Raw genomic sequence first — 22,080 nt, 5'->3', positions numbered from 1 at the left:
AGGCACCCCGGCAAGCACGTCTGCTTTCTCGTACACTAGAAGAGGTTCCCCTCTTCGTCGAAGGACAGTTCACAGGGTGCGGATACGATCTCCAGCAGGGGATTTTCCCGGGCACTGGGAAGCAGGTTTTCCGATATCTCTATCTCATCCATGGAGATGGTATTCTTTATACGGACAACTCTGGCATCTTCCTTGCGGCTCAGGTTGCAGGTGCGAATCGCTGCCTGAAAGACTTGGCGGTCGTTCTCCAGTACCATGGGAATCTTCACGCTTGCCGGTACAGTAGATGTAAGGGAATTCGGGTAGGTCTGGTCAAAGCGAAACTTGTTAAAGGCCCTCAGGGTGGTAAAGTCCACTATACCAAGGCCGTTTCCGTTGCCGTGGCTCACGTCGGTAATATCCAGTACCGCCACCCGGGCGATCCGGGGGCCTCCGGTAACATAGGGTGTGTGGTAACGGCCCACCACGTTGGTATCGAAACCGGTTCCGCTGATGTCCTTGCCGATTTCGTCCATAATCAGGACTTCCAGTTCGTCGAAGGCAAGGCGCGGTGCCAGCTCCTTGGCCCTTTCCTGAAGAGCCGGTTCCTTTTTCAGGATCTCCTCTGCGTCTATCGGCTCAACCTGGCAGGTTTCGTGATAGGCATTCTCAAGAAGAGCCACGGCAAAGAGGATGTTGCTCGCCTCCAGGATTCTGGCTGCAATCACGGGAATGTGCTCCGCCATTTTCCCGAATCCCAGATTGTGGCATACCTCGGCGCCACGCTGTTTTCCCAGGCCGATGGTGATCATCTTGGCCAGTCCGCTCTCGTAGGGTCCCCGGAAAGCCACGTGGGGTTTTATGCGGTTTACAATGACAATTCCATCGGCCTCGTGGGCGTATCTGTCGATATAGGCGGGGAGATCAGGCCCTGCGTCCCCGAGGCAGATCGTTTCCATGGTCGCCCGGATGGGGACGCCAAGATACTCTTCGGTAAAGCCCATACCTTCGAGCATTGCCTTCTGACCTTCCGCGACGGCACCTCCGTGGGAACCCATGGCGGGAACAATGAAAGGCTCCGCCCCGGCGGATTTGAGTTCGGAAACCAGGGCTTTGACAATGGCAGGCTGGTTGCTGATACCCCGGCTTCCCACTGCAATGGCGATACTCATACCCCTGGTGATCTTTTCGAGGAGAGAGCTGCTGCGAAAACGGGACAGGAATTCACCCACGGGATCGGAGAGTACCGGTCGCTCGAAGTGCTGCCGGACCCTGACCATTCTGGGAAGCGGGACCTGATTCAACAGGCTCTGTATTATACTCATTCGCTGACTGCTCTCCCGGGATTTCAGGGTTTCAGGGCGACCCGCAGGCACTCTGCACTGGTAGCCGCCAGGTCAAAACCCTTTCGCCAGTCGTCCAGGATAAAATCGTGGGTAACCAGGGGAGCAAGTTCAATCTTTCCCGTGGATACCAGATGAATCGCTGTTTTCCAGTCGTAGGGAATCTGCGAGATCTCTCCCTTTACATCGATCTCCTTGACAATGATCTTGTAGGTATCCACCGGGGCAACAATGCCGCCGCGGATTCCGCCTCCCGCCCAGAGAACCTTGCCGCCCTTGCGTACGATATCCAGAGATTCGGCGATCGGTTCCACTGACCCGGTATTTTCCAGTACCGCGTCGACCCCGATCCCGCCGGTCATCTCTCTGATCACCTCCCGGATGTCCTCTTTTTCCACATTGACGACCCGGTCGGCTCCCATCTTTTTCGCCATGGCCAGCCGGAAGGGTTCGTCCCGGGTAAGGCCGGTCATGATAATGGGACCTGCACCGATGGCTTTACAGACCTGCATCATCAGAAGTCCTCTGGCTCCCGGTCCCAGGATGGCAACGGATTCCCCGGCCTTGATGCCCATGCGGGTAATAACGCTGTGAATACTGCCGGCGGTGGGTTCCATCAGTACAGCCTCCCTGCTGCCCACTGAATCCGGAAGCCTGTGGAGCTGCTGTTCCGGCCAGACAACATACCTTGCGAAACCGCCCCCGGTCATAAAGTGGGCCCGTCCCTGCATGGGGGGAATGGTGTTGCATATATTGTAGCGGCCTTCGAGGCAGGCGGGGCATTCTCCGCAGTAGAAGGTTACGATCTCGTGGACCACCCGGTCCCCGGGTTTGAAGCGGGTGACCCCGCTTCCCACCTCTTTCACGACAGAGACAATCTCATGACCGCTTACAACCGAGTTGGGCGGATACTTTATGTCTCCCTTGTCCTCGGCAAGCCACTTATGAATGTCGCTTCCGCATATACCGCAGTATTCTACTTCGCACAGTACGTCCCGGGGGGCAAAGATATTATCCCCGATCCGGGGTACGGGAACCTCTGTAAGTTTGATCTCGCCATCAGGGTAGGTAACGAGACCCTTCATGCTGCTCATCAAGTACTCCTTATTTCCAGACTATTATTTTTCTGACGCTGCGTAATCCTCAGTGTGCTCAGCGGTCTCAGGCTGTTTATACTCGGACCGTACGCGTTCGGTGTGTTTCTGGAAATGCTGACGCAGGGTTTCTGCCGCAGCCCGGGTGTCCCCATTTCTGAGACAGTCCAGTACGGCCCTGTGCTCGGCAATACTCGCTGCAGCTACATCCCGGAAATGTTCCTCCTGGGAGATCTGTCGGATTATCTCGATAAGGACCCGGATATTGCTGATAATATTGGTTATCCAGATGTTACCGCATTCCCGATGAAGTATTTCATGAAAGGTGTAGTCTGAGACTCTGAAAGCTGCATGATCATCCGCTTCCATATCCCGGACTGCCTGGTCCAGTGCTCCTTCCAGCTCTATAATGAGCTCTGGAGTTACATTCCGTGCAACATGCTCAATTGCAATGCTCTCAAGGGCTACCCGGATCTCCATAACCCCTTCGATCTCTTCCCACTGGAGCTGACGTACCTGGTATCCTTTCCAGTGCTGCTTTTCGATAATGAGGTTTTCCACAAATTTTGACAGGGCTTCCCGTACCGAAAGTCGGCTTACCCCGAGTCTCTTTGCCAGTTCCTGGTCATCGATCTTGTCCCCGGGCTTCCATACCCCCTGCAGGATGCCGTCCTTGATGATTTCGTATATGGTATCCGCCCGGCTGGCTTTTTCGAATTTCTGAAAAATTTTCTGATCTAGTGAACTCATGTCTAATTCCGCCGTATTTCTGAGTATATATTCTACTTTATAATTGAAGAATTTTAAATATGAAATTTAAAAAAAACGAAGAAAAAAACCGGTATCTCTTCATGTAATGAATCAGCCGAGTTTTCCAGACAGAATCCTGGCTGCCATTCCCATGTCGACGGAATCTCCCAGGACTTTAAGTCTGCCCATGAACTTTCCCTGGTTCTTTTTAATCCGTTCCTCTTCCGGGAATTCCGCCAGGATCCTGTCAATTGCGGCGTTCAGCTCCTTTTCGCTCATCATGGGAGGAAGATACTCCCGCATTATGGCGATTTCAGCTACCTGGCTGCTGGTATCTCCATTGTTTGCCTGCACCAGTTCCACGGTCTTTTCCATGGCCTTGATCTGCTTCTTCACTGCTGCGATAAAATCGGCCTCAGTGGTTTCCCGGTTTTCTTCCTTTGCCGCCTTTTTGGCGGTATCGAGGATCAGACCGAGCACGTCGGCCCGCCTGGGGTCGCTTTTTCGTATAAGCATCCGCTGCTTCTGGTATTCCTGGACAGTTGGCATCTTTTTACCTCCGATACAGAGGTATTATTCACGATTTGCGGATATCTGTGAAGGCTGGCGTCGGGACTAAAATGGGTAGAGATTTCCGGGGGGAATTCTCTACCCTCGATCAATACAGGCCCTGAACTGTTATTCCTGCAGTTCCTGAGCAGCTTCTTCAATTCGCTGCCTGGCCCGGCGCTGTTCATTGTAAATGGACAGGGCAATGGAAATTACGGTGATTCCAAGAAAGATCGCCGCTATGGGTCGTGTCAGAAAAGGGGTAAAATCTCCCTTTGAAAGCATCAATCCCCGGCGCAGATTGGTCTCCGCGATGGGTCCGAGAATGAAGCCCAGAATGACCGGGGGCAAAGGAAAACCGGTTTTCAGGAGCCCGTATCCCAGGAGGCCGAAGAAGACCAGGGACCAGACATCAAAGACCCGGTTGTTCAAGCCGTAGGCCCCGACAACACAGAGGGCCATGATTACCGGAAGCAGGTAGTACTTGGGTATATCCAGGAGGCGCACGAAAATACGCATGCCGTAGAACTCCATGGCCAGCATGATTATATTGGCTATGAAGAGGGCGACGAAAATACCGTACACGACGTTGCCGCTGGTGACAAAAAGCATGGGCCCCGGAGCAAGACCGTGGATCATCAGACCGCCCAGGAGCATGGCGGTTACGGTATCGCCGGGAATACCCAGGGTGATCAGGGGGATCAGTGCACCCCCGACAGCGGCGTTATTGGCGGATTCGGAGGCCACCACGCCGTCCAGAACCCCGGTCCCGAACTTTTCCGGGTGCTTCGAGGCCTTCTTGGCGGAGATATAGGCTATAATATTTGCGGTTCCTCCGCCGATGCCCGGCAGAATACCGATTCCTGTACCGATCAGACTGGAACGGAAAAAATTCTTTGTCTGACCCAGGAACTCCTTCATGGACAGGCCGAAGCCCTTGACCTTGTACTTCTGAATCACCTTTATATCGGGATTGATAGCCGTCTCCGCAGTTTTCAGGATTTCTGATATGGCGAAGAGACCGATCAGAACCGGCAGCAGGTTAAACCCTCCGGACAGTTCATACAGCCCGAAGGTGAAGCGCGGAAAAGCGTCGATGGGCGCCACCCCGACGGTGGCAAGTAGAACTCCGACCATACCGCTCAGGAGTCCCTTGATAAGGGAACCGGCACTTACCGTTGCAATCATGGTAAGAGAAAAGATTGCGATGGCGAAGTATTCAAAGGGACCGAATCGCAGGGCAAAGCGGGCCAGAGGCGGGGATACAAAGGTGAGTATGATAATACTGAAGAGTCCCCCCAGGAAGGAGTAAAGCATTCCGGCGCCGAGAGCCTTGCCCGCCAGTCCCCGCTGTGCCATGGGGGCACCGTCGAAGGTGGTTGATATGGAGGACGGGGTCCCCGGAATGTTGATGAGAATGGCGGAAATCAATCCTCCGGAGACGCCTCCGATGTAGAGCCCTACAAGCAGGGACATTCCGGAAATCGGGGTCATGCCGAAGGTAAGGGGCAGACAGAGGGCAACCGCCATGGTAGCGGTCAGACCGGGAATCGCGCCGAAAATAATACCCGTGGCGACACCGCCAATGATCAGCAGCATCGGCTGCAGGGCGAGAACTTCGTTGAAACCGTTAAGAATCATGGTCAGCATATTCAATCTCCTCTACCAGATCATTCCGGAAGGCAGCATCAGCCTGAACCAGTTAACGAACAGATAGTTTATCCCCAGGGGAACAAGCACCGCGATCAGAATCAGGAGCCACCAGCGACGCTTGTCCTTCGGGGTAAGTACCCAGAACTGGAAAAACAGGTACAGTATGGTCATCGGGACAAAGCCGAAGGTCCAGATCAGGGATACGTACAGAATAAGGAGCAGGATGGTTCCAAGAACCGCGCGCTGATCTATCTGGTCCACCGGGGTGGTATCCGGATCCTCGGTTACAGCTTCCACGGCCAGTTCTTCCCCGACCTTTTCTGCTATTTTTCGGCGTATGATAATATTCTGCACAATCAGAACTGCACCCAGTATCGCCATTGCGACAGCCACCAGGCGTGGAACAAACCGCGGACCCACCGAGATGTCCACCACCTCCCGTATGGAAAAGGACGCGATGTAGACCCCGATGGACAGCAGGATGAACATCAGTCCCAGGGCGGTATCCCTGTTTTTACGAAAGAAATCCAGCATTAAGAAAACCTCCTTGCGGTTGTCAATAGAATTGATACGTCATCAAGAGATGCAATATCCATGCCAAAGGATCTGCACAACACCGGCTGCGTCAGATCTCGAGCTTCTGCATATGCCTCCAGAGGGTAGTGCGGCTTACTCCCAGCATGCGTGCCGCCAGGGTGCGATTGTTGGCGCAAAGCTGGAGTACGGACAGGATTTTTTCCCGCTCGAAGTGTTCCTTATCCTGGGGCAGGACAGGTTTGAATCCGCGTATATCCGATGGAGCAATCGACTCGGGATCCGGCGCAATCTTGTTCATGCCGGCACCATGATCTCCCCCCATTACTGCATGCACGCTTTCTGCATCGATGGTATCTTTCTGATGCAGCACCACAAGCTGTTCGCATACTCCCATGAGTTGACGAAGATTTCCGGGCCATGAATAAGCTGCCAGGGCATGTCTGGCTTCTTCGGTAACCCGCACGTCGTAAAAACCGAACTCCCGTGAGTACCAGCGCACCCAGTGTTCCACCATGAGAGGTATGTCGTCTTTGCGTTCGTCCAGGGTCGGAAGATGAAGGTGCAGTATGTGCAGACGGTAGTACAGATCGCTCCGGAACTGGCCGGCCTTGACCAGGCTTGCAAGATCGCGGTTTGCAGCGGCGATTATCCGGACGTCGATGGGAATAACCCGGTCGTGACCCAGCCGCCGTATCTCTTTTTCCTGAACAACCCGCAGCAGGTGTCCCTGGAGCAGGGGGGGCATCTCGGAAATCTCATCCAGAAAAATCGTTCCCCGGTGGGCCAGTTCAAACAGACCCGCCTTGCCCCCCTTCGCCGCGCCGGTGAAGGCCCCTTCAACGTATCCGAAGAGTTCGCTCTCCAGAAGAGATTCCGGCAGGGCAGCGCAGTTGACGGCCACGAAGGGGCCGTCCCTGCGGGAACTGTGGTTGTGAATACTCTGGGCAAAAATCTCCTTTCCCGTACCGGTCTGTCCGGTGATTATGACGTTAGAATCCACCTGACTGTACTGCTTTGCCATCCTGACCGCGGATCGTATGGGCTGGCTTGTGCCCAGAATATCATCAAAGGTGTGTCTGGCCACATGACCATGGGCGTGCTGATGGACCCTGACCCGGCTCTCGAGATGCTGGATGTGGGTTTCATCCTGAAATGTAATTACCGTACCGATTCGGTCCCCCAGTATGTAGACGGGACTCTTGCTTATGGCGAGGCGGGCTTTGCTCAGCTCGATGATCTCGTCCTTCTGAACCTTGGAGTTGCTCAGAAAGCCGGTGAACTGGGGGCTGGGAAGGATCTGGTCGATTCGTTTTCCCAGGGCTCTGTTCGACTGTATCCCGAGAATACGAGAGGCGGCCATATTAAAAACGTCGATTTTGTGTTCTCTGTTCAGGAATATGATGCCCTCATTCGTCTGGTTCAGCACCGTGGAAAGACTGTGCCGGCGCTCCCGTTCCTTGCGGTTTATATAGGCGTACTTTTTTGCCTGGGTAATGGCATGCCACATAGCCTCTCTGCTGGATTCCAGCAGCAGAGCTTCCATCCCCATGTTGCGTGCATAGTCAATGGTCCGTACCCCGCCTATTACGACCCCGTAATTGCTGCGGGCCAGATTATGTACGATTTTCTCGATCTCCTCCCTGTCCTCACAGGTAAAAGCCCGGGCTTCGATTCCGCTTAAGGTGGATATCCGTTCGATCCCCATCACCATGTTGGAGGACCCTACAACGGCGATCTTGCTGTCAGGAAAAAGACGGCGGGCCTCTACCATCCTGTCGAGGATATCCGTTGCCTCCACGGCAACCTCGACAACAGGAATATAGGTATTGCGGCTTGCAAGATCCGCGGCGGTAAAACCCCGGGCAATAACCACATCGCAATCCAGGTCTATGGATTTTATCTCTTCGGCTCCTTCGGCGATAAGGGTATTCAGGTCGTACTTGTAAATTTCATAGGGGGCGCTCACGTGCCTGGCATTATGCTCATGAAACGTGGCTTCAAAACGATCGGCAAATGACTTGAAAGGGGCAATCAGGATCAAGCGGACTGCCAGCTCAGAGGATCCTTCTCTGTGATCCCTTTCGTGTTTACTCATCCTCGTATATTCCTCGAAAGAATCATCGTTGTGTTTCATTGGCTGTTCAGAGTGTAACATGATGTAACACTTAGAAACAATCCGTGAAACATAAAATTACTACAAATCAGCCGAATTCCCCGGGGGAAGGACTGGCACGATTCCTGCTTCTGTATTTGTATCATCACCACAAAGGGAGGTTTCATGATGAAACGCCTACTGATTGTTTTATTGATAACTGCGCTGGCGGCGCCCCTGATGTTCGCCAACGGTGAGGCTGAACAGGGCGGGCAGGCAGCTGCGAAATCCGCTGAGTGGCCCACCAGGCCTATCGAAGTAATCGTTCCTGCAGGTCCCGGCGGCGACACCGATGTCAACAGCCGTATTCTCGCAAAGTACCTTGAAAAGGAACTCGGACAGCCGGTGGTTGTTGTGAATGTCGGCGGAGCCGGCGGTTCCCTGGGGAGCCGGAGAGTACTGGATGCCAAACCCGACGGCAACACCATTCTCTTCTTCCATCCCGGACTTCTGCTGAACAAGCTTCTCGGCCTTGTTGACTACTCCTTCCAGGACTACAAACTCGGCGGACTCGCTGTTCTCGACGAAACCAATGCTTTTGTTGGAAGCGCAAAGGCTCCCTACAAGGACATGAGGGACATTACAGAAGCATCAAAGAAGAACCCCGAGAGTATCTCCTTTGCAACCGAGGTAGGTTCCTTCACTCACCTGCATCTGCTGGCATACCAGCAGGCCGCCGGTGTAAAGCTGAATATCGTCGACGTCGGCGGTGCTGCTGCCAAGACTGCGGCACTTCTTGGTAACCAGATTGATATTATCGGTACCCAGTACGGTCTTGTCTCCGACTATATCAAAAGCGGCGACTTTCATGCCCTGGGCGTTATGTCCGATAAGAGGAATCCATCTTTCCCCGATGTTCCCACCTTCAAGGAAATGGGCTATGACGTCTCCTTTACAAAATTCTTCTACTATGCTTTTCCCAAGGAGACCCCGGACAGCATCGTAGAGACCTTTACCGCAGCCCTGAAAAACGTGGTCAACAACCCCGACTACGCCGCCGAGGCCAAAAAGACTCTGCTGGTAACCGCCACCTATATGACTCCTGACGACACCTTCGACTTCCTGAGCAAGCAGGAAGCGATGTACAAGTCTATCATGGGCAAATAGGGAAAAATTGTATCCTCAGCCCCCGACTGCATCCTGAAGGATGCATCGGGGGCTTTTTTTTATTCCCCGGGTAATGAATTTCGACTCTATAGCAGTGTTGCGGGATCGGTGTAGGCGATGCCGAAGGCCTCCGCCACACCCCGGTGGGTGCATCTGCCGTCGAGGGTGTTCAGACCCCTTCGTAAAGGGGCTGATTCCGCGCAGGCGGCTTCCACCCCCCTGTCGGCAAGGAGCAGGCCATGGTTCAGGGTGGCGTTTGTCAGGGCCAGGGTGGATGTGCGGGCGACGGCACCGGGCATATTTGCCACGCAGTAATGGATTACATTATCCACAAGATAGACCGGGTCATCATGATAGGTGGCCCTGGTTGTTTCGAAGCAGCCCCCCTGGTCCACGGCGACATCCACCAGCACGGCGCCTTTTTTCATCAGCTTGAGGTGTTCCCTCCGGATCAGCCGCGGTGCTTTTGCTCCGGGAATCAGGACTGCCCCTATAATCACATCGCTCTCCCGGGCGATCTTTTCAATATTCCGTTCACTGGAAACCAGGGTTGTTATCTGCGTCTGGAATATATCGTCCATGTAGGCCAGCCGGGCTGTGCTGATATCCAGGATGGTTACCTCCGCTCCCATGCCTACGGCGATTTTACAGGCGTTCATGCCGACGACACCGCCGCCGAGGATGGCCACCTTTCCGCGTTCGACTCCAGGGACCCCTCCCAGCAGAACACCCCGGCCTCCGAAGGTCTTTTCCAGGTACTTGGCCCCCTCCTGTACGCTCAGTCGTCCTGCGATCTCGCTCATGGGTGTAAGACAGGGCAGGTGCCCGTCATCGGTCTGGATTGTTTCATAGGCGATACCTTTTACCTTCGTTTCGAGCATCTCCCGGGTCAATTCCTCCGCCGCAGCCAGGTGCAGATAGGTATAGAGAATCAGGTCTCTGCGGAAGAACCGATACTCCTCCGGCAGGGGTTCCTTTACCTTGACCACCATATCGGCGGCCCAGGCTTCCGCGGCTGTCTCCACGAGTCTGGCTCCCGCTTCCGCGTATTCCTGGTCCTCGAAACCGGAACCTTCCCCGGCTCCTTTCTGAACCAGAACCTTGTGTCCCCGCCGGGAATAGGCGGAAACGCAGTGGGGCGTCAGTCCCACCCGGTATTCCTGCTTTTTTATTTCCTTTGGACAGCCTAGTATCATGGGTACCTCCCTGGGTTGACTACTCTATCTTTATACCATGGGAGTCAGCAAAAAACCGCTGTTTTTCTAGCTGAAGATCGATCCCCCTCCCGGTATTTTCTCTGCTATACTGTCCCTGATATTATAGAATAAGGAGATTTCAGTGCACGCAGTAGAAAAGATGCTCGCCCGGGCGGCGGGGGTCGATTCCGTTACACCCGGGGAGATCCTGAACTGCTCGGTTGATTTTATCGAACTCAACGATTTGTACCTTCAGGTGGTCCGTTCCTTTTACGAGATGGGAGGCACAAAGGTCTGGGACCCGACGAAGATATCTTTTGTATTTGACCATTATTCCCCGGCCCCGACGATACGCACCGCCCAGATCCACAAGGAGATGCGGGACTTCGCCAGGGAACAGGGCCTTACCCATCACTTTGATATCAATGCAGGGGTCTGTCATCAGGTTATGCCCGAGGCTGGGCTGATCCGTCCGGGTATGATCCTGGTGGCCACGGATTCCCATACAACTACCCACGGGGCCTTCGGGGCCTTCGGTACCGGAATCGGGGCAACCGACGCTGCCACGGTGCTGATATCCGGGGAACTCTGGTTCAGGGTCCCGGAAGTAATAAAAATCGAGATTACCGGCAAGCCCCGGACCGGGGTCTATGCCAAGGATGTGATTCTTCACATCATCGGAAAGCTCAAGGCGGATGCGGCGGTCTACCAGGCGGTGGAGTTCTGCGGGGAGTACGTGGAAGGCCTGGGGGTATCGGAGCGGATGGCCGTCTGCAATATGGCGGTGGAAATGGGAGCCAAGACCGCCTGGATGAAGCCCAACCGGGCCGTGCTGGATTACGTGGAAGAGCGTTTCGGGACTGATTACATCCTGGACGAGACCGATCCGGGCTACACCTACGCCGGGGAGCACTTCTTCGATGTATCCTCCCTGGAGCCCCAGCTTGCCTGTCCCCACAGTGTGGACAATGTGTTTCCTTTTTCGGAGGTTTCCCCGGTGAAGGTGGACCAGGCATTCATCGGTTCCTGTACCGGCGGACGTCTGGAGGACCTGGAGGCTGCGGCACAGGTGGTAAAGGGAAGGAAAATAGCCCCTGCCACGCGGATGGTCGTAATTCCAGCCTCCATGGAGGTATACAAAAAAGCCATGGAAAAGGGCTACGTACAGACCCTGATCGAAGCCGGTGCAACCTTCAACGCCCCCGGCTGCGGCCCCTGCCTGGGGACTCATGCGGGAATCCTGGCCAGGGGAGAAGTCTGCGTCTCCTCCACGAACAGAAATTTCCCGGGACGCATGGGAAGCCCGGAAGCAGAGATCTACCTTGGTTCCCCGGCCCTGGTGGCCGCCTCCGCCCTGGAAGGCAGCCTGGCGGATCCCGGCAAATACCTCGACACCCCTCAAGGAGCATCAGTATGAAGACCGGATACACAGGAAAAGCCCACCTCTTTGGAAAAAACATAGACACGGACCAGATCTACCCGGGACAGTACCTCGAGCTGGTGGAACCTGACGAGATAGCCCGGCACTGCCTTGAGGGGGCTGATCCCTCCTTCGCCTCAAAGCTTCAGCCCGGGGACATCGTCGTTGCGGGTACAAACTTCGGCTGCGGCTCGAGCCGGGAGCACGCAGCCATAGCACTGAAGCATGCCGGCGTTGCGGCGGTGGTGGCCGAGTCCTTTGCCCGCATCTTTTACCGCAACGCCATCAACCTGGCCCTGCCGCTTCTGGTGTGCAAGGGAATTTCCTCCCGGGTGGAAAGCGGAGACACACTAAAAATCGATCTGGAACAGGGGACCGTTACTAATTCCCGGACTGGAAAAGTCCTTGAAGGGGAGAAGCTCTCCTCCTACGCCATGAATATCCTCGACAAGGGGGGCATAAAGGCGATATTTCTTGATAAGACCCGGGGGAAGACACGTTGATTGGCAGCCTTTGCCTTTGAGGAATAATATAATAAAAAAACCATATTGACAAAAAGTTATATAACTGATATTAGTTGCTCATGGCAACAATTGCTGTGGGCAACGAAGCGCTTAAACAACCTGAACGACTTATCGATCTCGTAATAGACTTCAAAAACCGCTGTAATATCGAGGAAAAAATCGGCAGCAGATACGGACTTTCCCCCCGGGAGGTCATGACGATTTTCCTGCTGAATAATATCAGCATGAGCTCAAAGGAGCTGTCCATGAGGCTCGGGGTCTCAACATCCAGAGGAAGCCGTATTATCGGAGGCCTTCTTGACCGGGGACTGCTCGTTTCGGAACAGGATGCCGATGACCGGCGCAGCTCAATAATACGACTTTCCTCTGCAGGGAAGGAGCATCTGAAGGATCTCAGCCGGATAAAGGACACCTGCGAACGTGATTTCCTTGAAAAGCTTGACACCAGGCAGATCGAACAGGTTCGACAGGGCATGAAACTTCTGCTGCAGGTTGTATGATACCCGGACTTCAAAGAGAACTATACAGGGAGATGATATGACGGAAACACAATCCTGCTGCACTGCACAGTCGCAAAGCACGGTCAGCAGTATAAATGTACGATACAGTGAGCTGGCAGAAACATCCTGCTGTCTCTCCTGTGGAGGTGCCATCAACCATGCGGCAGCTGCCCCTGGAGAGACCTGCGTCGATCTGGGCAGCGGCCGGGGTCTCGACCTGATACGCCTCGCGGAAGAGACAGGTACGGGCGGGCGGGTTATCGGAATCGATATATCCGATGGTATGATCCGCAAAGCTGAACGCAACCTGGAGAAATTCGGCATCAGCAACGGACAGGTAATTAAAACCGACCTGGAACACCTGAAGCTCGATGATGCAACGGTTGATCTGGTTATCAGCAACTGCACCATCAATCATGCCGAGGACAAACAGAAGGTCTGGAACGAGGTATTCCGCATACTCAAGCCCGGTGGACGTTTTGTGGTGAGCGACATTTACAGTACCGCGCCGGTCCCGGAAAAATACCGTAACGACCCGGAGGCGGTCGCGGAATGCTGGGCGGGTTCCGTAACCCGTGATGAATACCTTATGCATCTTCAGAACGCCGGCTTCGCCGAAATCAGCGTTCTGGAAGAGAGCGCTCCCTACCCCAAGGGAGAAATTGAAGTATCCAGCTGGACTATCCGGGGATACAAGCCCGGAAAGAAAAGCTGATACTATATAATTGAAGAGGAGATAAGGAGACAGGCATGAAGAAAAAAATGCTTTCCCTGGTGAAGAAGACTCCTTCTTCCGGTCAGGCCGTAGCCCAGTGCTGCGCCAAGACCTCAAAGATTGTCGCGGGCTGCCACGATTAGGACCTGCATCCCGGGGGAGTACTCCCCCGGGAACTTTAGATTACAAAGCTCAGGAAGAGAAAATGACCCGCTCGAAACATAACATCTTCAGGAAACTGAAGGACTCGGATAATTATATCCTGCTGAATCCCCTGTCAAAGCAGGCGGATATCCTTTCCCCGGAACTGGCCCGGGAGTATGAAAAGGGAAACATCGCGGATCCGACGGAGTTCATTGAAAAGGGTTACCTGTCTGATGAAGGGGAAGAAAACAGGCGTTATCGCAATGCTTACCTCTCTTTTATCGAAGCCAGGGAAGCGGAGGAGGTTCAGGTTTTCTTTGTCCCCACCTATGCCTGCAACTTTGCCTGCTCCTACTGTTACCAGGAGAGTTATGACCACGCGAACGACAGCCGTAATCCGGAGCTTACCGATGCTTTTTTCCGCTGGCTCGATACGGAACTGGCGGGACGAAAAAAGTACATAACTGTTTTCGGCGGCGAGCCCCTCCTCCCTTCCTCAGCTTCCCGGAATGTGCTGGAGAGAATCCTGACAAAGGCGGCGGATCGTAAGCTGAGCGTAGCGGTTGTGACCAACGGGTATGAGCTGGAGAACTATATTCCCCTTTTATCCTCAGCTAGTATCCGGGAGGTCCAGGTTACCCTCGACGGGGTGGGGGTGGTCCATGACAGACGGCGTCCCCTGCATGGAGGCGGTGCCACCTTTGACCGGATCGTCCGGGGGATCGACGCGGCTCTGGCGGCGGGAATCCCGATCAACCTGCGGGCAGTTGTGGACAGGGAGAATCTGCCCCATCTGCCGGAGCTCGCCCGGTTCGCCATCGCACGGGGATGGACAGGGAATCCTCTCTTCAAGACCCAGCTCGGCAGAAATTACGAACTTCATACCTGTCAGATCGATCAGAAGAAGCTCTACTCCCGGATCAGCCTGTATGAGGAACTCTATGCGCTGATAAAAGAGAACCCAGAGTTTCTGGAGTTCCATCGGCCCGCGTATTCGGTGACCAAATTCCTTTTTGAACACGGAGAACTGCCGGACCCCCTCTTTGACTCCTGTCCCGGGACCAAGACCGAATGGGCCCTGGACTATACCGGAAAGGTCTACGCCTGTACGGCCACGGTGGGTAAAAAGGGAGAGGAACTGGGAACTTTTTATCCGGAAATATCCCGGAGGGACGAGGCCATAGAGGAGTGGGAAGACCGGGACGTCACCTCCATTCCCGAATGTGCGAACTGCAATCTGCAGCTTACCTGCGGCGGCGGCTGTGCCGCAGTGGCGAAAAACACAAAGGGTAAAATTCTGTCACCGGATTGCCGGCCCACGGACAAGCTGCTGAGCATGGGAATACCCCTCTATTTTACTATACCAGGAGACAAATAATGGCTGGAAAAATTACAGAGATCAATCAGGACCAGTATGAGGCGGCGGTACTGAACAAACCGCTGGCGGTACTGGACTTTTATTCCACGGAATGCCCTCCCTGTGAGGCGCTGGCTACCAAATTCGAACCCTTAAGCGAGCTGTATGGGGACGATGTGGCTTTTGTAAAGATATTCCGTCAGGAAAACCGTGAACTCGCAAAGAAGCTGGATGTTACCGGATCACCCACTCTGCTTTTTTATAAAGACGGGGAGATCGTTGGAGACAGGCTTGCGGGGGGAATCAAGCGGTCCGACATCATGCGGAACCTCGACGCCCTGCTGCCGGAGGAAAAGGTAAAAGAGATCCGCGCTAAGATTGAAGAGAAGACCACCGAAACGGACGTGGTCGTCCTCGGCGGCGGCCCCGCGGGTCTTACCGCAGGTGTTTATCTCGCCCAGGCCAGGTTAAAGACCATCCTCGTGGATATAGCCCTTCCCGGCGGCTACGTTGCCACTACCCACCAGGTTTCCAACTACCCGGGCTTTGTGGAGGCTCAGAACGGCTACATGCTTTCCCATTATATGAGTGAGCAGGCTAAAGCCAACGGTGTCGAGTTCCGGGCGGCAGTGGAGATCGACTACGTGGATCTGGACTGCAGGTGTCTCAAAATAGACGGCTACGAGACCATCAAAGCCCGGAAGCTGGTCATTGCCACCGGCTCCCGGCCGCGGCCCCTGGGTGTTCCCGGAGAGCAGGAATACGCCGGAAACGGTATCTCCTACTGCGCCACCTGCGACGCCAAGTATTTCCAGGATAAAGAGGTTGTGGTTATCGGGGGCGGCAACTCCGCCATCGAAGAGAGCCTGTTTATCAGCAAATTCGCCAAAAAGATCACCGTGGTACACCAGTTCGACCATTTGCAGGCCAACAGGGAGGCTCAGGAGAAGGCCTTTGCCGATCCGGCAATCGAGTTCCTGTTCGAGCATGAACCGAGGGAGTTCAGGAAGTACGGCAGCATGGATATGGGAGTCGTTGTGGAAGATCTCAAGACCGGGGAGCGCAGGGAGGTCCGGACCAACGGAATTTTTGTTTTCGTAGGCTTTATGCCCAATATAGAGATGTTCGACGACCGGCTGAAACTGGACCAGTGGGGGTACCTGCAGACCGACGAGGAGATGCGTACAAACCTTCCCGGGGTTTTCGCTGCGGGAGACGTTAAATCCAAACGCTACCGGCAGATAACCACCGCGGTTTCCGACGGCACAATAGCAGCCATTGCGGTTACCAAAGAGATGGAATAAGCAGGGAGGCCTGCTGTGAACTGCACCCTCTGTACCGCCAGATCCTGCCGCAGCACCGTGAGCTGCGGAGCGGAAACCTTCGACCCGGATTCCCTGGTCTGTGATTATCGCGAGGACCGGAACGCAAGCATCGTGGAAAGCGCTGCCCGCCTTGTTGACGGCGGCAGGGCTGGAACTCTCGACAGGGTGCAGGAGCTGGTTGAATATATCCGCGACCAGGGACTAAAAAAGGTCGGTCTTGCCTACTGCTACGGAATGGAGAAGCAGGCCGCCCGTGCCCGCGTCCGCCTCAGGGAGTCCGGGGCAAAGGTCGAGGCCGTATCCTGCACCGTCGGTGCCCTGCCGCAGAACCTGGTCAACAGCAAAAGCGAACTCAAGGGGGTTTCCTGCAACCCCCTGGGGCAGGCTGCCCAGCTGAATGCCGCGGGGCCGGATCTTACGGTAACCATGGGACTCTGCCTGGGCCACGATATCCTCTTCAACCGGTACATCGAGGGCGACGTAACGACCCTGGCGGTGAAAGACCGCGTACACGGACATTCACCGTTGAAAGGGCTGTAAGAACCGGGGATTCCCGGTCATTTCCTGTTTGAAGTACCGCTCATTATACGATACTATTCAGGCGTGAAGAAGACCATGCTTCTGGTTCTTCTCGGCGTATTGCTGGCACCGGTCCCGCAGTATGCCGAGGAGCCAATGCAGTTTATCCATCTCTCCCTGCGGGAGGGACTCTCCAACAACTCAGTTTTCGCGGTTTATCAGGATTATCTGGGCTTCATGTGGTTCGGTACCTTCTCGGGACTTAATCGCTACGACGGCCGGAACATTCAGGTTTTCAAGCCGGAACAGGCGCGTCCCGAGAGTATCTCCGGTTCGGTTATCTTTGACATATTCGAGGATTCCAGACAGCGCCTCTGGATCGGGACCGACGGAGGAGGACTCAACCGGTATGACTTTTCCGACGGTTCCTTCTCTGTCTACCAGGCGGAACCGGGAAACCCCAACTCCCTTCCGAGCCAGAAGGTCTTCTGTCTGGAAGAGGATTCCGCCGGACGAATCTGGATCGGAACCGGGGATGCGGGCATTGCGATCTTTTTACCGGAAACGGAACAATTCATCCGCTATTCCCACTCGGGAATTGAAGGCCTCGAAAGTGATGTTATCAGGGTTCTTCTCGGGGATTCAAGAGATCGTATGTGGATCGGGACCCAGGGGGGAGGGCTTTCCCTCTTCCGGGACGGGTTTTCTCTGAACAACTTCTTTGACAAGTCCACCGTCCGGGAGGTATTTGAAGATTCCCTGGGAAGGATCTGGGTGGGTCTTGAGAACGAGGGGCTTTATGTCGCCGATTCTGCGTCAGGGGAGCCCTCGTTCCGGCAGGTATTCGGGGAAAAAAGCGTACGCTGCATTGCTGAGGACGATTTCGGTACTATCTGGGCAGGTACGGAACGGAGCGGACTGGTGCTTGTGGACGGAGGCTACACGACCCGTACCGTTGTCCATGATCAGAACAACGACTTTTCCCTGAGCAGCGATTTTATCCGAGATATTTATGTGGATAAATCCGGTATCGTCTGGGTGGCCACCAGGGGAGGCGGAGTCGACCGCTATAATCCCCGGGCCAGGGGTTTTACCTATCTGCTCCAGGGCGGATACGATGTCAGGAAGATTCTCGAATCCGGGGAGGGCGATCTCTGGATAACCACCGACGGCCAGGGCCTCCTGCGGATGGACCGGCAGGGGACTCTACGCCACTATCTTCATTCCGAAAGTGACCCGCAGGGCATAAACAGCAACCATCTCTACTCCCTGGCGGAGGATCCTGAAGGCAATATCTGGATCGGCAGCGACGGCGACGGGCTCATGCAGTACAGAAGAAGGGACGGCCGTTTTCTTCGGTATTACGCGGACCCCGATAATCCCTCTGCTCTCAGTTCGAACGTAGTATGGGCTCTTCAGGTGGACCGGGAGGGGTATCTCTGGATCGGGACCGAAGGAGGCGGACTGAACCGGTTTCTTCCTGAAGAGAACCGATTCGAGCGTTTCATGAATATTCCCGGTCGCCCGGAATCCCTGCTGGGAAACTCGATTCGGGCCCTCTACGAGGACTCCGCTGGTAATCTCTGGATAGGTACCTGGGACGGGGGATTGAGCATGAAGATCCGGGGAGAGGACCGGTTCCGCAATTATACCCGGGACCCCGGGGACCTCCGCAGCCTCAGCGACAACAGCGTAAACTGCATATCCGAGGACGGCGAAGGGAATCTCTGGGTGGGAACCTCCGGAGGCGGTTTAAACCGTTTTGATCGGGAAAAAGGGAGTTTTCATGCTTTCCGGGTACAGGACGGTCTGTCCGACGACAATGTTTTCGGTATCCTTCCGGATGACAGCGGGTTCCTCTGGGTCAGTACCGCCAACGGCTTGTCCCGCTTTGACCTTATAACCGAGCAGATTACCAACTTGTGGAGATCCGATGGCACCCTCTCCAACCAGTTCGGCCGGAACGCCTATTTTCGCAGCTCCGATGGAAACCTTCTGTTCGGAACAGCCCGGGGTCTTCTGAGCTTCGATCCGGAAAAAATCCATGTCAACTCCTATTCCCCGGATATCCGGATCACCGGCTTCAGCCTGTTCAATAAGGAAATCCCGGTGGGATTGCCGGTGCGGGACCGGGTCTATCTGGAAAGGAATATCTGTCTGACAGAGAGTCTGACCATTTATCCCGGGGACAGTTTTATCGGTTTCTCCTTTGCATCCCTGGATTATGCCGATTCCGGGAAAAACAAATATGCCGTCAGGCTTAACGGCTTTGATACCGACTGGCATTATCTGAGGACAGAGAACACCTTCTACTATTCCAGTCTTCCTCCGGGGTCCTACATTCTTCAGGTTATGGGCACCAACAGTAACGGGGTCTGGAGCAACAACTATGCTGATCTCGAAATAACCGTGGTACCCCCCTTTTACCAGACCTGGTACTTTGCCCTGTTGATGGGGGGGCTGCTTGTTTCGGTTTTCTTTGTTATCGGCAGGATCCGGATTGCCGGCCTCGATAAGCGGAACCGCATGCTCCAGCAGTTCTCCAACTATGTGCAGGACATCCGGGAGGAGGAACGCAAGGCCATCGCCAGGGATGTACATGACGAACTGGGGCAGCTGCTTACAACCCTCAAGATGCATATCTTCTGGCTCTCAAGAAACGCTGCTTCAATGCTTGAACAGCGTCAGGCCCGCTACGAATCGATGCTCGGCATTATCAACGAAACCCTGGACTGGTCAAAGGACCTTGCGACTCGGTTGCGTCCGGTTATCCTGGACAATCTCAGCCTCGGTGAAGCTGTGGACTGGCTCCTGGACGAGACGGAGCGCCATTCGTCTCTGCGTTTTCAGCGTTCCGTCGGTCCCACCCCGGAGATGAATGTGGAGCGGGCCACGGCGGTATTCCGCATTATTCAGGAGACGGTAACGAATATAGTCCGGCATTCAAACGCTGCCAGTGCCTCGTTGTCCCTTGTGACTAATGAGGGCATTCTCTACGTGACTGTCCATGATGACGGAGTAGGTATGGCGAAAAACAAACTTACCGACGCTGAATCCTATGGTATAATCGGTATGCAGGAACGGGCCAAGCATCTTGGCGGTGAAATATCGATCCATTCCACTCCCCTGGGAACCACCGTTTTCCTGAGAGTCCCTGTAACAGGATGATGACATGCTGCGTGTACTGATAGCAGACGACCACCCGGTACTGCGCCGGGGGCTTATTCAGCTCATGGAAGAGTCCCTTTCGGTCTCCGGAATATACGAAACCGGGAAGGGCTGCGATGTACTTTCCATGCTGCGAAAGAACCCCGTTGATGTTCTTATCCTGGATATAAGCCTGCCGGACAAGGACGGAATGATTGTCCTGGCGGAGGTAAAGCAGGAGTTCCCCGACCTGCCTGTATTGATGCTGAGCATACAGCCGGAGACCCAGTACGCGGCCCGGGCCCTGAGACTCGGCGCGGCGGGCTGCCTGAATAAAGCGACAGCACCGGAAGAGCTTGTCCGGGCACTGCGTCAGGTGGCCCGGGGGGAACATTACATGAACGAAACGACCTCCAGTATTCTGCTGGAGACCATCCGGCACCCCGGTACCGCCCTGCCTCATGAGCTTCTGTCTGAACGGGAAACCCAGGTCATGCTCTCCATAGCATCGGGAAAAACCCTTTCGGAGATTGCCGACGAACTCTACATAAGCGTAAAAACCGTAAGTACCTACCGCAGCCGGCTGCTGGAGAAGATGAACCTGAAAAACAATGCTCAGCTTACCCAGTATGTCTTCAGGCACAAGCTGATGCCCATGGGCTGATGTAGGAAAAATCCTACAAAGAAATCAAAGATACTCTTACTTACAGCTGAAATTTCCTGCCCCACACTGTACTCATGGATTGGGGAGCAAATGTAATTGTCCGGAGCCTGTCGCCCCGGGTTCCGACGGAGAGGGAACAGGTGGTCAGGTTTCTGGCCCGCCACGGCCTCGACTATGAGGACGATATTGAGTATTCCATCGGTATCTTCAACGGTGAGACCATGGTGGCCACCGGATCCCTTTCCGGAAAGGTTGTAAAAGGTGTCGTCGTCGATGAGGAGCACCGGGGCGAAGATCTTACCGCCAAAGTCCTGACCTATCTGAAGGTCCGGGCCCATAACCGGGGCATCGATTCCCTGTTTATTTACACACTGCCGCAGAACAGGGCGCATTTCAACGCCCTGGGATATACCGAGATAGCCTCCACGGAGGAGGTCCTCCTCCTGGAAGACAACAGCCGTAACTTCAGTCTGTTTCTTTCCGGACTCTCCAGGCTCAATCCCATGGGCCTGCCCGCAGCTTCCCTGGTAATGAACTGCAACCCCTTTACCCTGGGACATCGATACCTTGTGGAACGTGCTGCCGGAGAAAATCCCCTGGTTCTTTTATTTGTTGTTCAGGAGGATCGCTCGGTGTTTCCCTTTCACGTCCGGAAAAAGCTGATTGAGGATGGGGTGCAGGACCTTGAGAATGTACGGGTGATCCCCGGCGGGGACTATATTATCTCCAACGCCACGTTCCCCAGCTACTTCATCAAGGACAAGGGAAAGATTTTCGATGCCCATACCCGCCTGGACCTGACGATCTTTGGGGAGAAAATCGCCCCTGCCGCCGGAATCCGGCGCCGCTATGTCGGCCAGGAACCCTTCTGCCCGGTAACCAGGCGCTACAACCAGAGCATGCACGAAATCCTGCCGGAATACCGTCTCGATGTCGTGGAGATTGAGCGCCGGGAATCTGACAATACTGCCATCAGTGCATCCGAGGTCCGGCGCCTCATTGCCGCCGGTAAAACAGAAGAGACGGCGAAAATCGTACCTCCCAGTACCTACACATACCTGACTTCCGCGGAAGCGGAGGATATCCGCAACAAACTTCAAGGAGGATCTGCGTGAAGATCACCAAAAAAGGCATTGCCGGGACTCTGGAGTCCAGCGATGTTCTTGTTACCGTCAGTCCCCCCACGGATCCGGGCATAAAGATCGAGCTGGAGAGCATCGTAAAAAAGCAGTTCGGAAACCGGATTATCGCCGTAGTCAACGAAGTCCTGGAAGGTCTTGGAATAAAGGATGTTCATGTAAGCCTGCAGGACAAGGGTGCCCTGGACTGCACCGTCAGGGCCCGCCTGGAAGCGGCAGCATACCGTGCCGCGGGCATAAGCCAGATGCGGTGGAGACGCTGAGCC

20 protein-coding genes are annotated in these 22,080 nt (G+C 54.7%); 12 read left to right on the top strand and 8 right to left on the bottom strand.

The annotated features are described in order from the left end of the window. Nucleotides 1-35: 35 nt before the first annotated feature. The 7 genes from B4O97_RS09595 to B4O97_RS09565 all read right to left on the bottom strand — a co-directional run bounded on the left by B4O97_RS09595 (nucleotide 36) and on the right by B4O97_RS09565 (nucleotide 8,000). Entirely contained in the window at nucleotides 36-1,304 is a 1,269-nt protein-coding gene (locus B4O97_RS09595) for a nickel pincer cofactor-dependent isomerase, group 22 (protein ID WP_083050377.1), read from the bottom strand. A gap of 23 nt (nucleotides 1,305-1,327) precedes the next feature. Continuing rightward, nucleotides 1,328-2,416 carry a zinc-dependent alcohol dehydrogenase gene (locus tag B4O97_RS09590; protein WP_083050376.1) on the bottom strand — a complete coding sequence of 363 codons (1,089 nt, stop codon included), beginning with the start codon at nucleotides 2,414-2,416 and terminating at the stop codon, nucleotides 1,328-1,330. 24 nt (nucleotides 2,417-2,440) lie between these two features. Then, nucleotides 2,441-3,166 carry a GntR family transcriptional regulator gene (locus B4O97_RS09585; protein ID WP_083050374.1) on the bottom strand — a complete coding sequence of 242 codons (726 nt, stop codon included), beginning with the start codon at nucleotides 3,164-3,166 and terminating at the stop codon, nucleotides 2,441-2,443. A 111-nt stretch (nucleotides 3,167-3,277) separates the two neighbouring features. Next, nucleotides 3,278-3,715: a GatB/YqeY domain-containing protein gene (locus B4O97_RS09580; protein WP_083050373.1), complete on the bottom strand. Its 438-nt coding sequence runs from the start codon at nucleotides 3,713-3,715 to the stop codon at nucleotides 3,278-3,280. A gap of 129 nt (nucleotides 3,716-3,844) precedes the next feature. Next, a complete protein-coding gene (locus B4O97_RS09575) occupies nucleotides 3,845-5,365 on the bottom strand; it encodes a tripartite tricarboxylate transporter permease (protein WP_083050371.1) in 1,521 nt (506 codons plus the stop codon). Between the two features lie 12 nt (nucleotides 5,366-5,377). Beyond that, nucleotides 5,378-5,902 (bottom strand): tripartite tricarboxylate transporter TctB family protein, encoded by a 525-nt coding sequence (locus B4O97_RS09570; protein ID WP_083050369.1) that lies wholly within the window; start codon nucleotides 5,900-5,902, stop codon nucleotides 5,378-5,380. Between the two features lie 91 nt (nucleotides 5,903-5,993). Further along, nucleotides 5,994-8,000, bottom strand: a complete 2,007-nt coding sequence (locus B4O97_RS09565; protein ID WP_158084235.1) for a sigma 54-interacting transcriptional regulator — start codon at nucleotides 7,998-8,000, stop codon at nucleotides 5,994-5,996. Between the two features lie 183 nt (nucleotides 8,001-8,183). On the opposite strand from B4O97_RS09565, the gene B4O97_RS09560 reads away from it, so the two are divergent. Further along, on the top strand, nucleotides 8,184-9,164 hold the full coding sequence (locus B4O97_RS09560; protein WP_198947049.1) for a tripartite tricarboxylate transporter substrate binding protein: 981 nt from the start codon (nucleotides 8,184-8,186) through the stop codon (nucleotides 9,162-9,164). A gap of 86 nt (nucleotides 9,165-9,250) precedes the next feature. Here B4O97_RS09560 and ald read toward each other — a convergent pair whose 3' ends face one another. Then, a complete protein-coding gene (gene ald, locus B4O97_RS09555; protein WP_083050366.1) occupies nucleotides 9,251-10,360 on the bottom strand; it encodes an alanine dehydrogenase in 1,110 nt (369 codons plus the stop codon). A 142-nt stretch (nucleotides 10,361-10,502) separates the two neighbouring features. On the opposite strand from ald, the gene B4O97_RS09550 reads away from it, so the two are divergent. From B4O97_RS09550 to citD, 11 genes are all read left to right on the top strand, one after another. Continuing rightward, nucleotides 10,503-11,777, top strand: coding sequence for a 3-isopropylmalate dehydratase large subunit (locus B4O97_RS09550; protein WP_083050365.1), 1,275 nt, complete (start codon nucleotides 10,503-10,505; stop codon nucleotides 11,775-11,777). Next, complete coding sequence (locus tag B4O97_RS09545; RefSeq protein WP_083050363.1) at nucleotides 11,774-12,283, top strand: 3-isopropylmalate dehydratase small subunit; 510 nt, start codon at nucleotides 11,774-11,776, stop codon at nucleotides 12,281-12,283. The genes B4O97_RS09550 and B4O97_RS09545 overlap by 4 nt, the downstream gene beginning before the upstream one ends. Before the next feature lie 80 nt (nucleotides 12,284-12,363). Further along, nucleotides 12,364-12,804, top strand: coding sequence for a MarR family transcriptional regulator (locus tag B4O97_RS09540; protein ID WP_083050361.1), 441 nt, complete (start codon nucleotides 12,364-12,366; stop codon nucleotides 12,802-12,804). A 37-nt stretch (nucleotides 12,805-12,841) separates the two neighbouring features. Beyond that, a complete protein-coding gene (locus B4O97_RS09535) occupies nucleotides 12,842-13,519 on the top strand; it encodes a methyltransferase domain-containing protein (protein WP_083050360.1) in 678 nt (225 codons plus the stop codon). A gap of 205 nt (nucleotides 13,520-13,724) precedes the next feature. Beyond that, entirely contained in the window at nucleotides 13,725-15,041 is a 1,317-nt protein-coding gene (locus B4O97_RS09530; protein WP_083050358.1) for a radical SAM/SPASM domain-containing protein, read from the top strand. Then, nucleotides 15,041-16,324, top strand: coding sequence for an FAD-dependent oxidoreductase (locus tag B4O97_RS09525; protein ID WP_083050357.1), 1,284 nt, complete (start codon nucleotides 15,041-15,043; stop codon nucleotides 16,322-16,324). The genes B4O97_RS09530 and B4O97_RS09525 overlap by 1 nt, the downstream gene beginning before the upstream one ends. Before the next feature lie 15 nt (nucleotides 16,325-16,339). Then, nucleotides 16,340-16,885: a DUF1847 domain-containing protein gene (locus tag B4O97_RS09520; RefSeq protein ID WP_083050355.1), complete on the top strand. Its 546-nt coding sequence runs from the start codon at nucleotides 16,340-16,342 to the stop codon at nucleotides 16,883-16,885. Between the two features lie 63 nt (nucleotides 16,886-16,948). After that, a complete protein-coding gene (locus tag B4O97_RS09515; RefSeq protein ID WP_143305630.1) occupies nucleotides 16,949-20,032 on the top strand; it encodes a ligand-binding sensor domain-containing protein in 3,084 nt (1,027 codons plus the stop codon). Nucleotides 20,033-20,036: 4 nt separating this feature from the next. Beyond that, nucleotides 20,037-20,675, top strand: coding sequence for a response regulator (locus tag B4O97_RS09510; protein WP_083050352.1), 639 nt, complete (start codon nucleotides 20,037-20,039; stop codon nucleotides 20,673-20,675). 140 nt (nucleotides 20,676-20,815) lie between these two features. Then, a complete protein-coding gene (gene citC, locus B4O97_RS09505) occupies nucleotides 20,816-21,790 on the top strand; it encodes a [citrate (pro-3S)-lyase] ligase (protein WP_158084234.1) in 975 nt (324 codons plus the stop codon). Beyond that, entirely contained in the window at nucleotides 21,787-22,077 is a 291-nt protein-coding gene (citD, locus tag B4O97_RS09500; RefSeq protein ID WP_083050348.1) for a citrate lyase acyl carrier protein, read from the top strand. Before citC ends, citD begins: the two co-directional genes overlap by 4 nt. Nucleotides 22,078-22,080: the final 3 nt, after the last annotated feature.

Source organism: Marispirochaeta aestuarii, from assembly GCF_002087085.1.
Lineage (GTDB): Bacteria > Spirochaetota > Spirochaetia > JC444 > Marispirochaetaceae > Marispirochaeta > Marispirochaeta aestuarii.
Note: the sequence above shows the minus strand (reverse complement) of the source record. Positions and strands in the feature narration are given on the sequence as shown.

Excerpts from the sequence above, each read along its gene's own strand:
- B4O97_RS09595 (WP_083050377.1), bottom strand. The coding sequence starts at position 1,304 with ATGAGTATAATACAGAGCCTGTTGAATCAGGTCCCGCTTCCCAGAATG.
- B4O97_RS09590 (WP_083050376.1), bottom strand. The coding sequence starts at position 2,416 with ATGAGCAGCATGAAGGGTCTCGTTACCTACCCTGATGGCGAGATCAAA.
- B4O97_RS09585 (WP_083050374.1), bottom strand. The coding sequence starts at position 3,166 with ATGAGTTCACTAGATCAGAAAATTTTTCAGAAATTCGAAAAAGCCAGC.
- B4O97_RS09580 (WP_083050373.1), bottom strand. The coding sequence starts at position 3,715 with ATGCCAACTGTCCAGGAATACCAGAAGCAGCGGATGCTTATACGAAAA.
- B4O97_RS09575 (WP_083050371.1), bottom strand. The coding sequence starts at position 5,365 with ATGCTGACCATGATTCTTAACGGTTTCAACGAAGTTCTCGCCCTGCAG.
- B4O97_RS09570 (WP_083050369.1), bottom strand. The coding sequence starts at position 5,902 with ATGCTGGATTTCTTTCGTAAAAACAGGGATACCGCCCTGGGACTGATG.
- B4O97_RS09565 (WP_158084235.1), bottom strand. The coding sequence starts at position 8,000 with ATGAGTAAACACGAAAGGGATCACAGAGAAGGATCCTCTGAGCTGGCA.
- B4O97_RS09560 (WP_198947049.1), top strand. The coding sequence starts at position 8,184 with ATGATGAAACGCCTACTGATTGTTTTATTGATAACTGCGCTGGCGGCG.
- ald (WP_083050366.1), bottom strand. The coding sequence starts at position 10,360 with ATGATACTAGGCTGTCCAAAGGAAATAAAAAAGCAGGAATACCGGGTG.
- B4O97_RS09545 (WP_083050363.1), top strand. The coding sequence starts at position 11,774 with ATGAAGACCGGATACACAGGAAAAGCCCACCTCTTTGGAAAAAACATA.
- B4O97_RS09540 (WP_083050361.1), top strand. The coding sequence starts at position 12,364 with ATGGCAACAATTGCTGTGGGCAACGAAGCGCTTAAACAACCTGAACGA.
- B4O97_RS09535 (WP_083050360.1), top strand. The coding sequence starts at position 12,842 with ATGACGGAAACACAATCCTGCTGCACTGCACAGTCGCAAAGCACGGTC.
- B4O97_RS09530 (WP_083050358.1), top strand. The coding sequence starts at position 13,725 with ATGACCCGCTCGAAACATAACATCTTCAGGAAACTGAAGGACTCGGAT.
- B4O97_RS09525 (WP_083050357.1), top strand. The coding sequence starts at position 15,041 with ATGGCTGGAAAAATTACAGAGATCAATCAGGACCAGTATGAGGCGGCG.
- B4O97_RS09510 (WP_083050352.1), top strand. The coding sequence starts at position 20,037 with ATGCTGCGTGTACTGATAGCAGACGACCACCCGGTACTGCGCCGGGGG.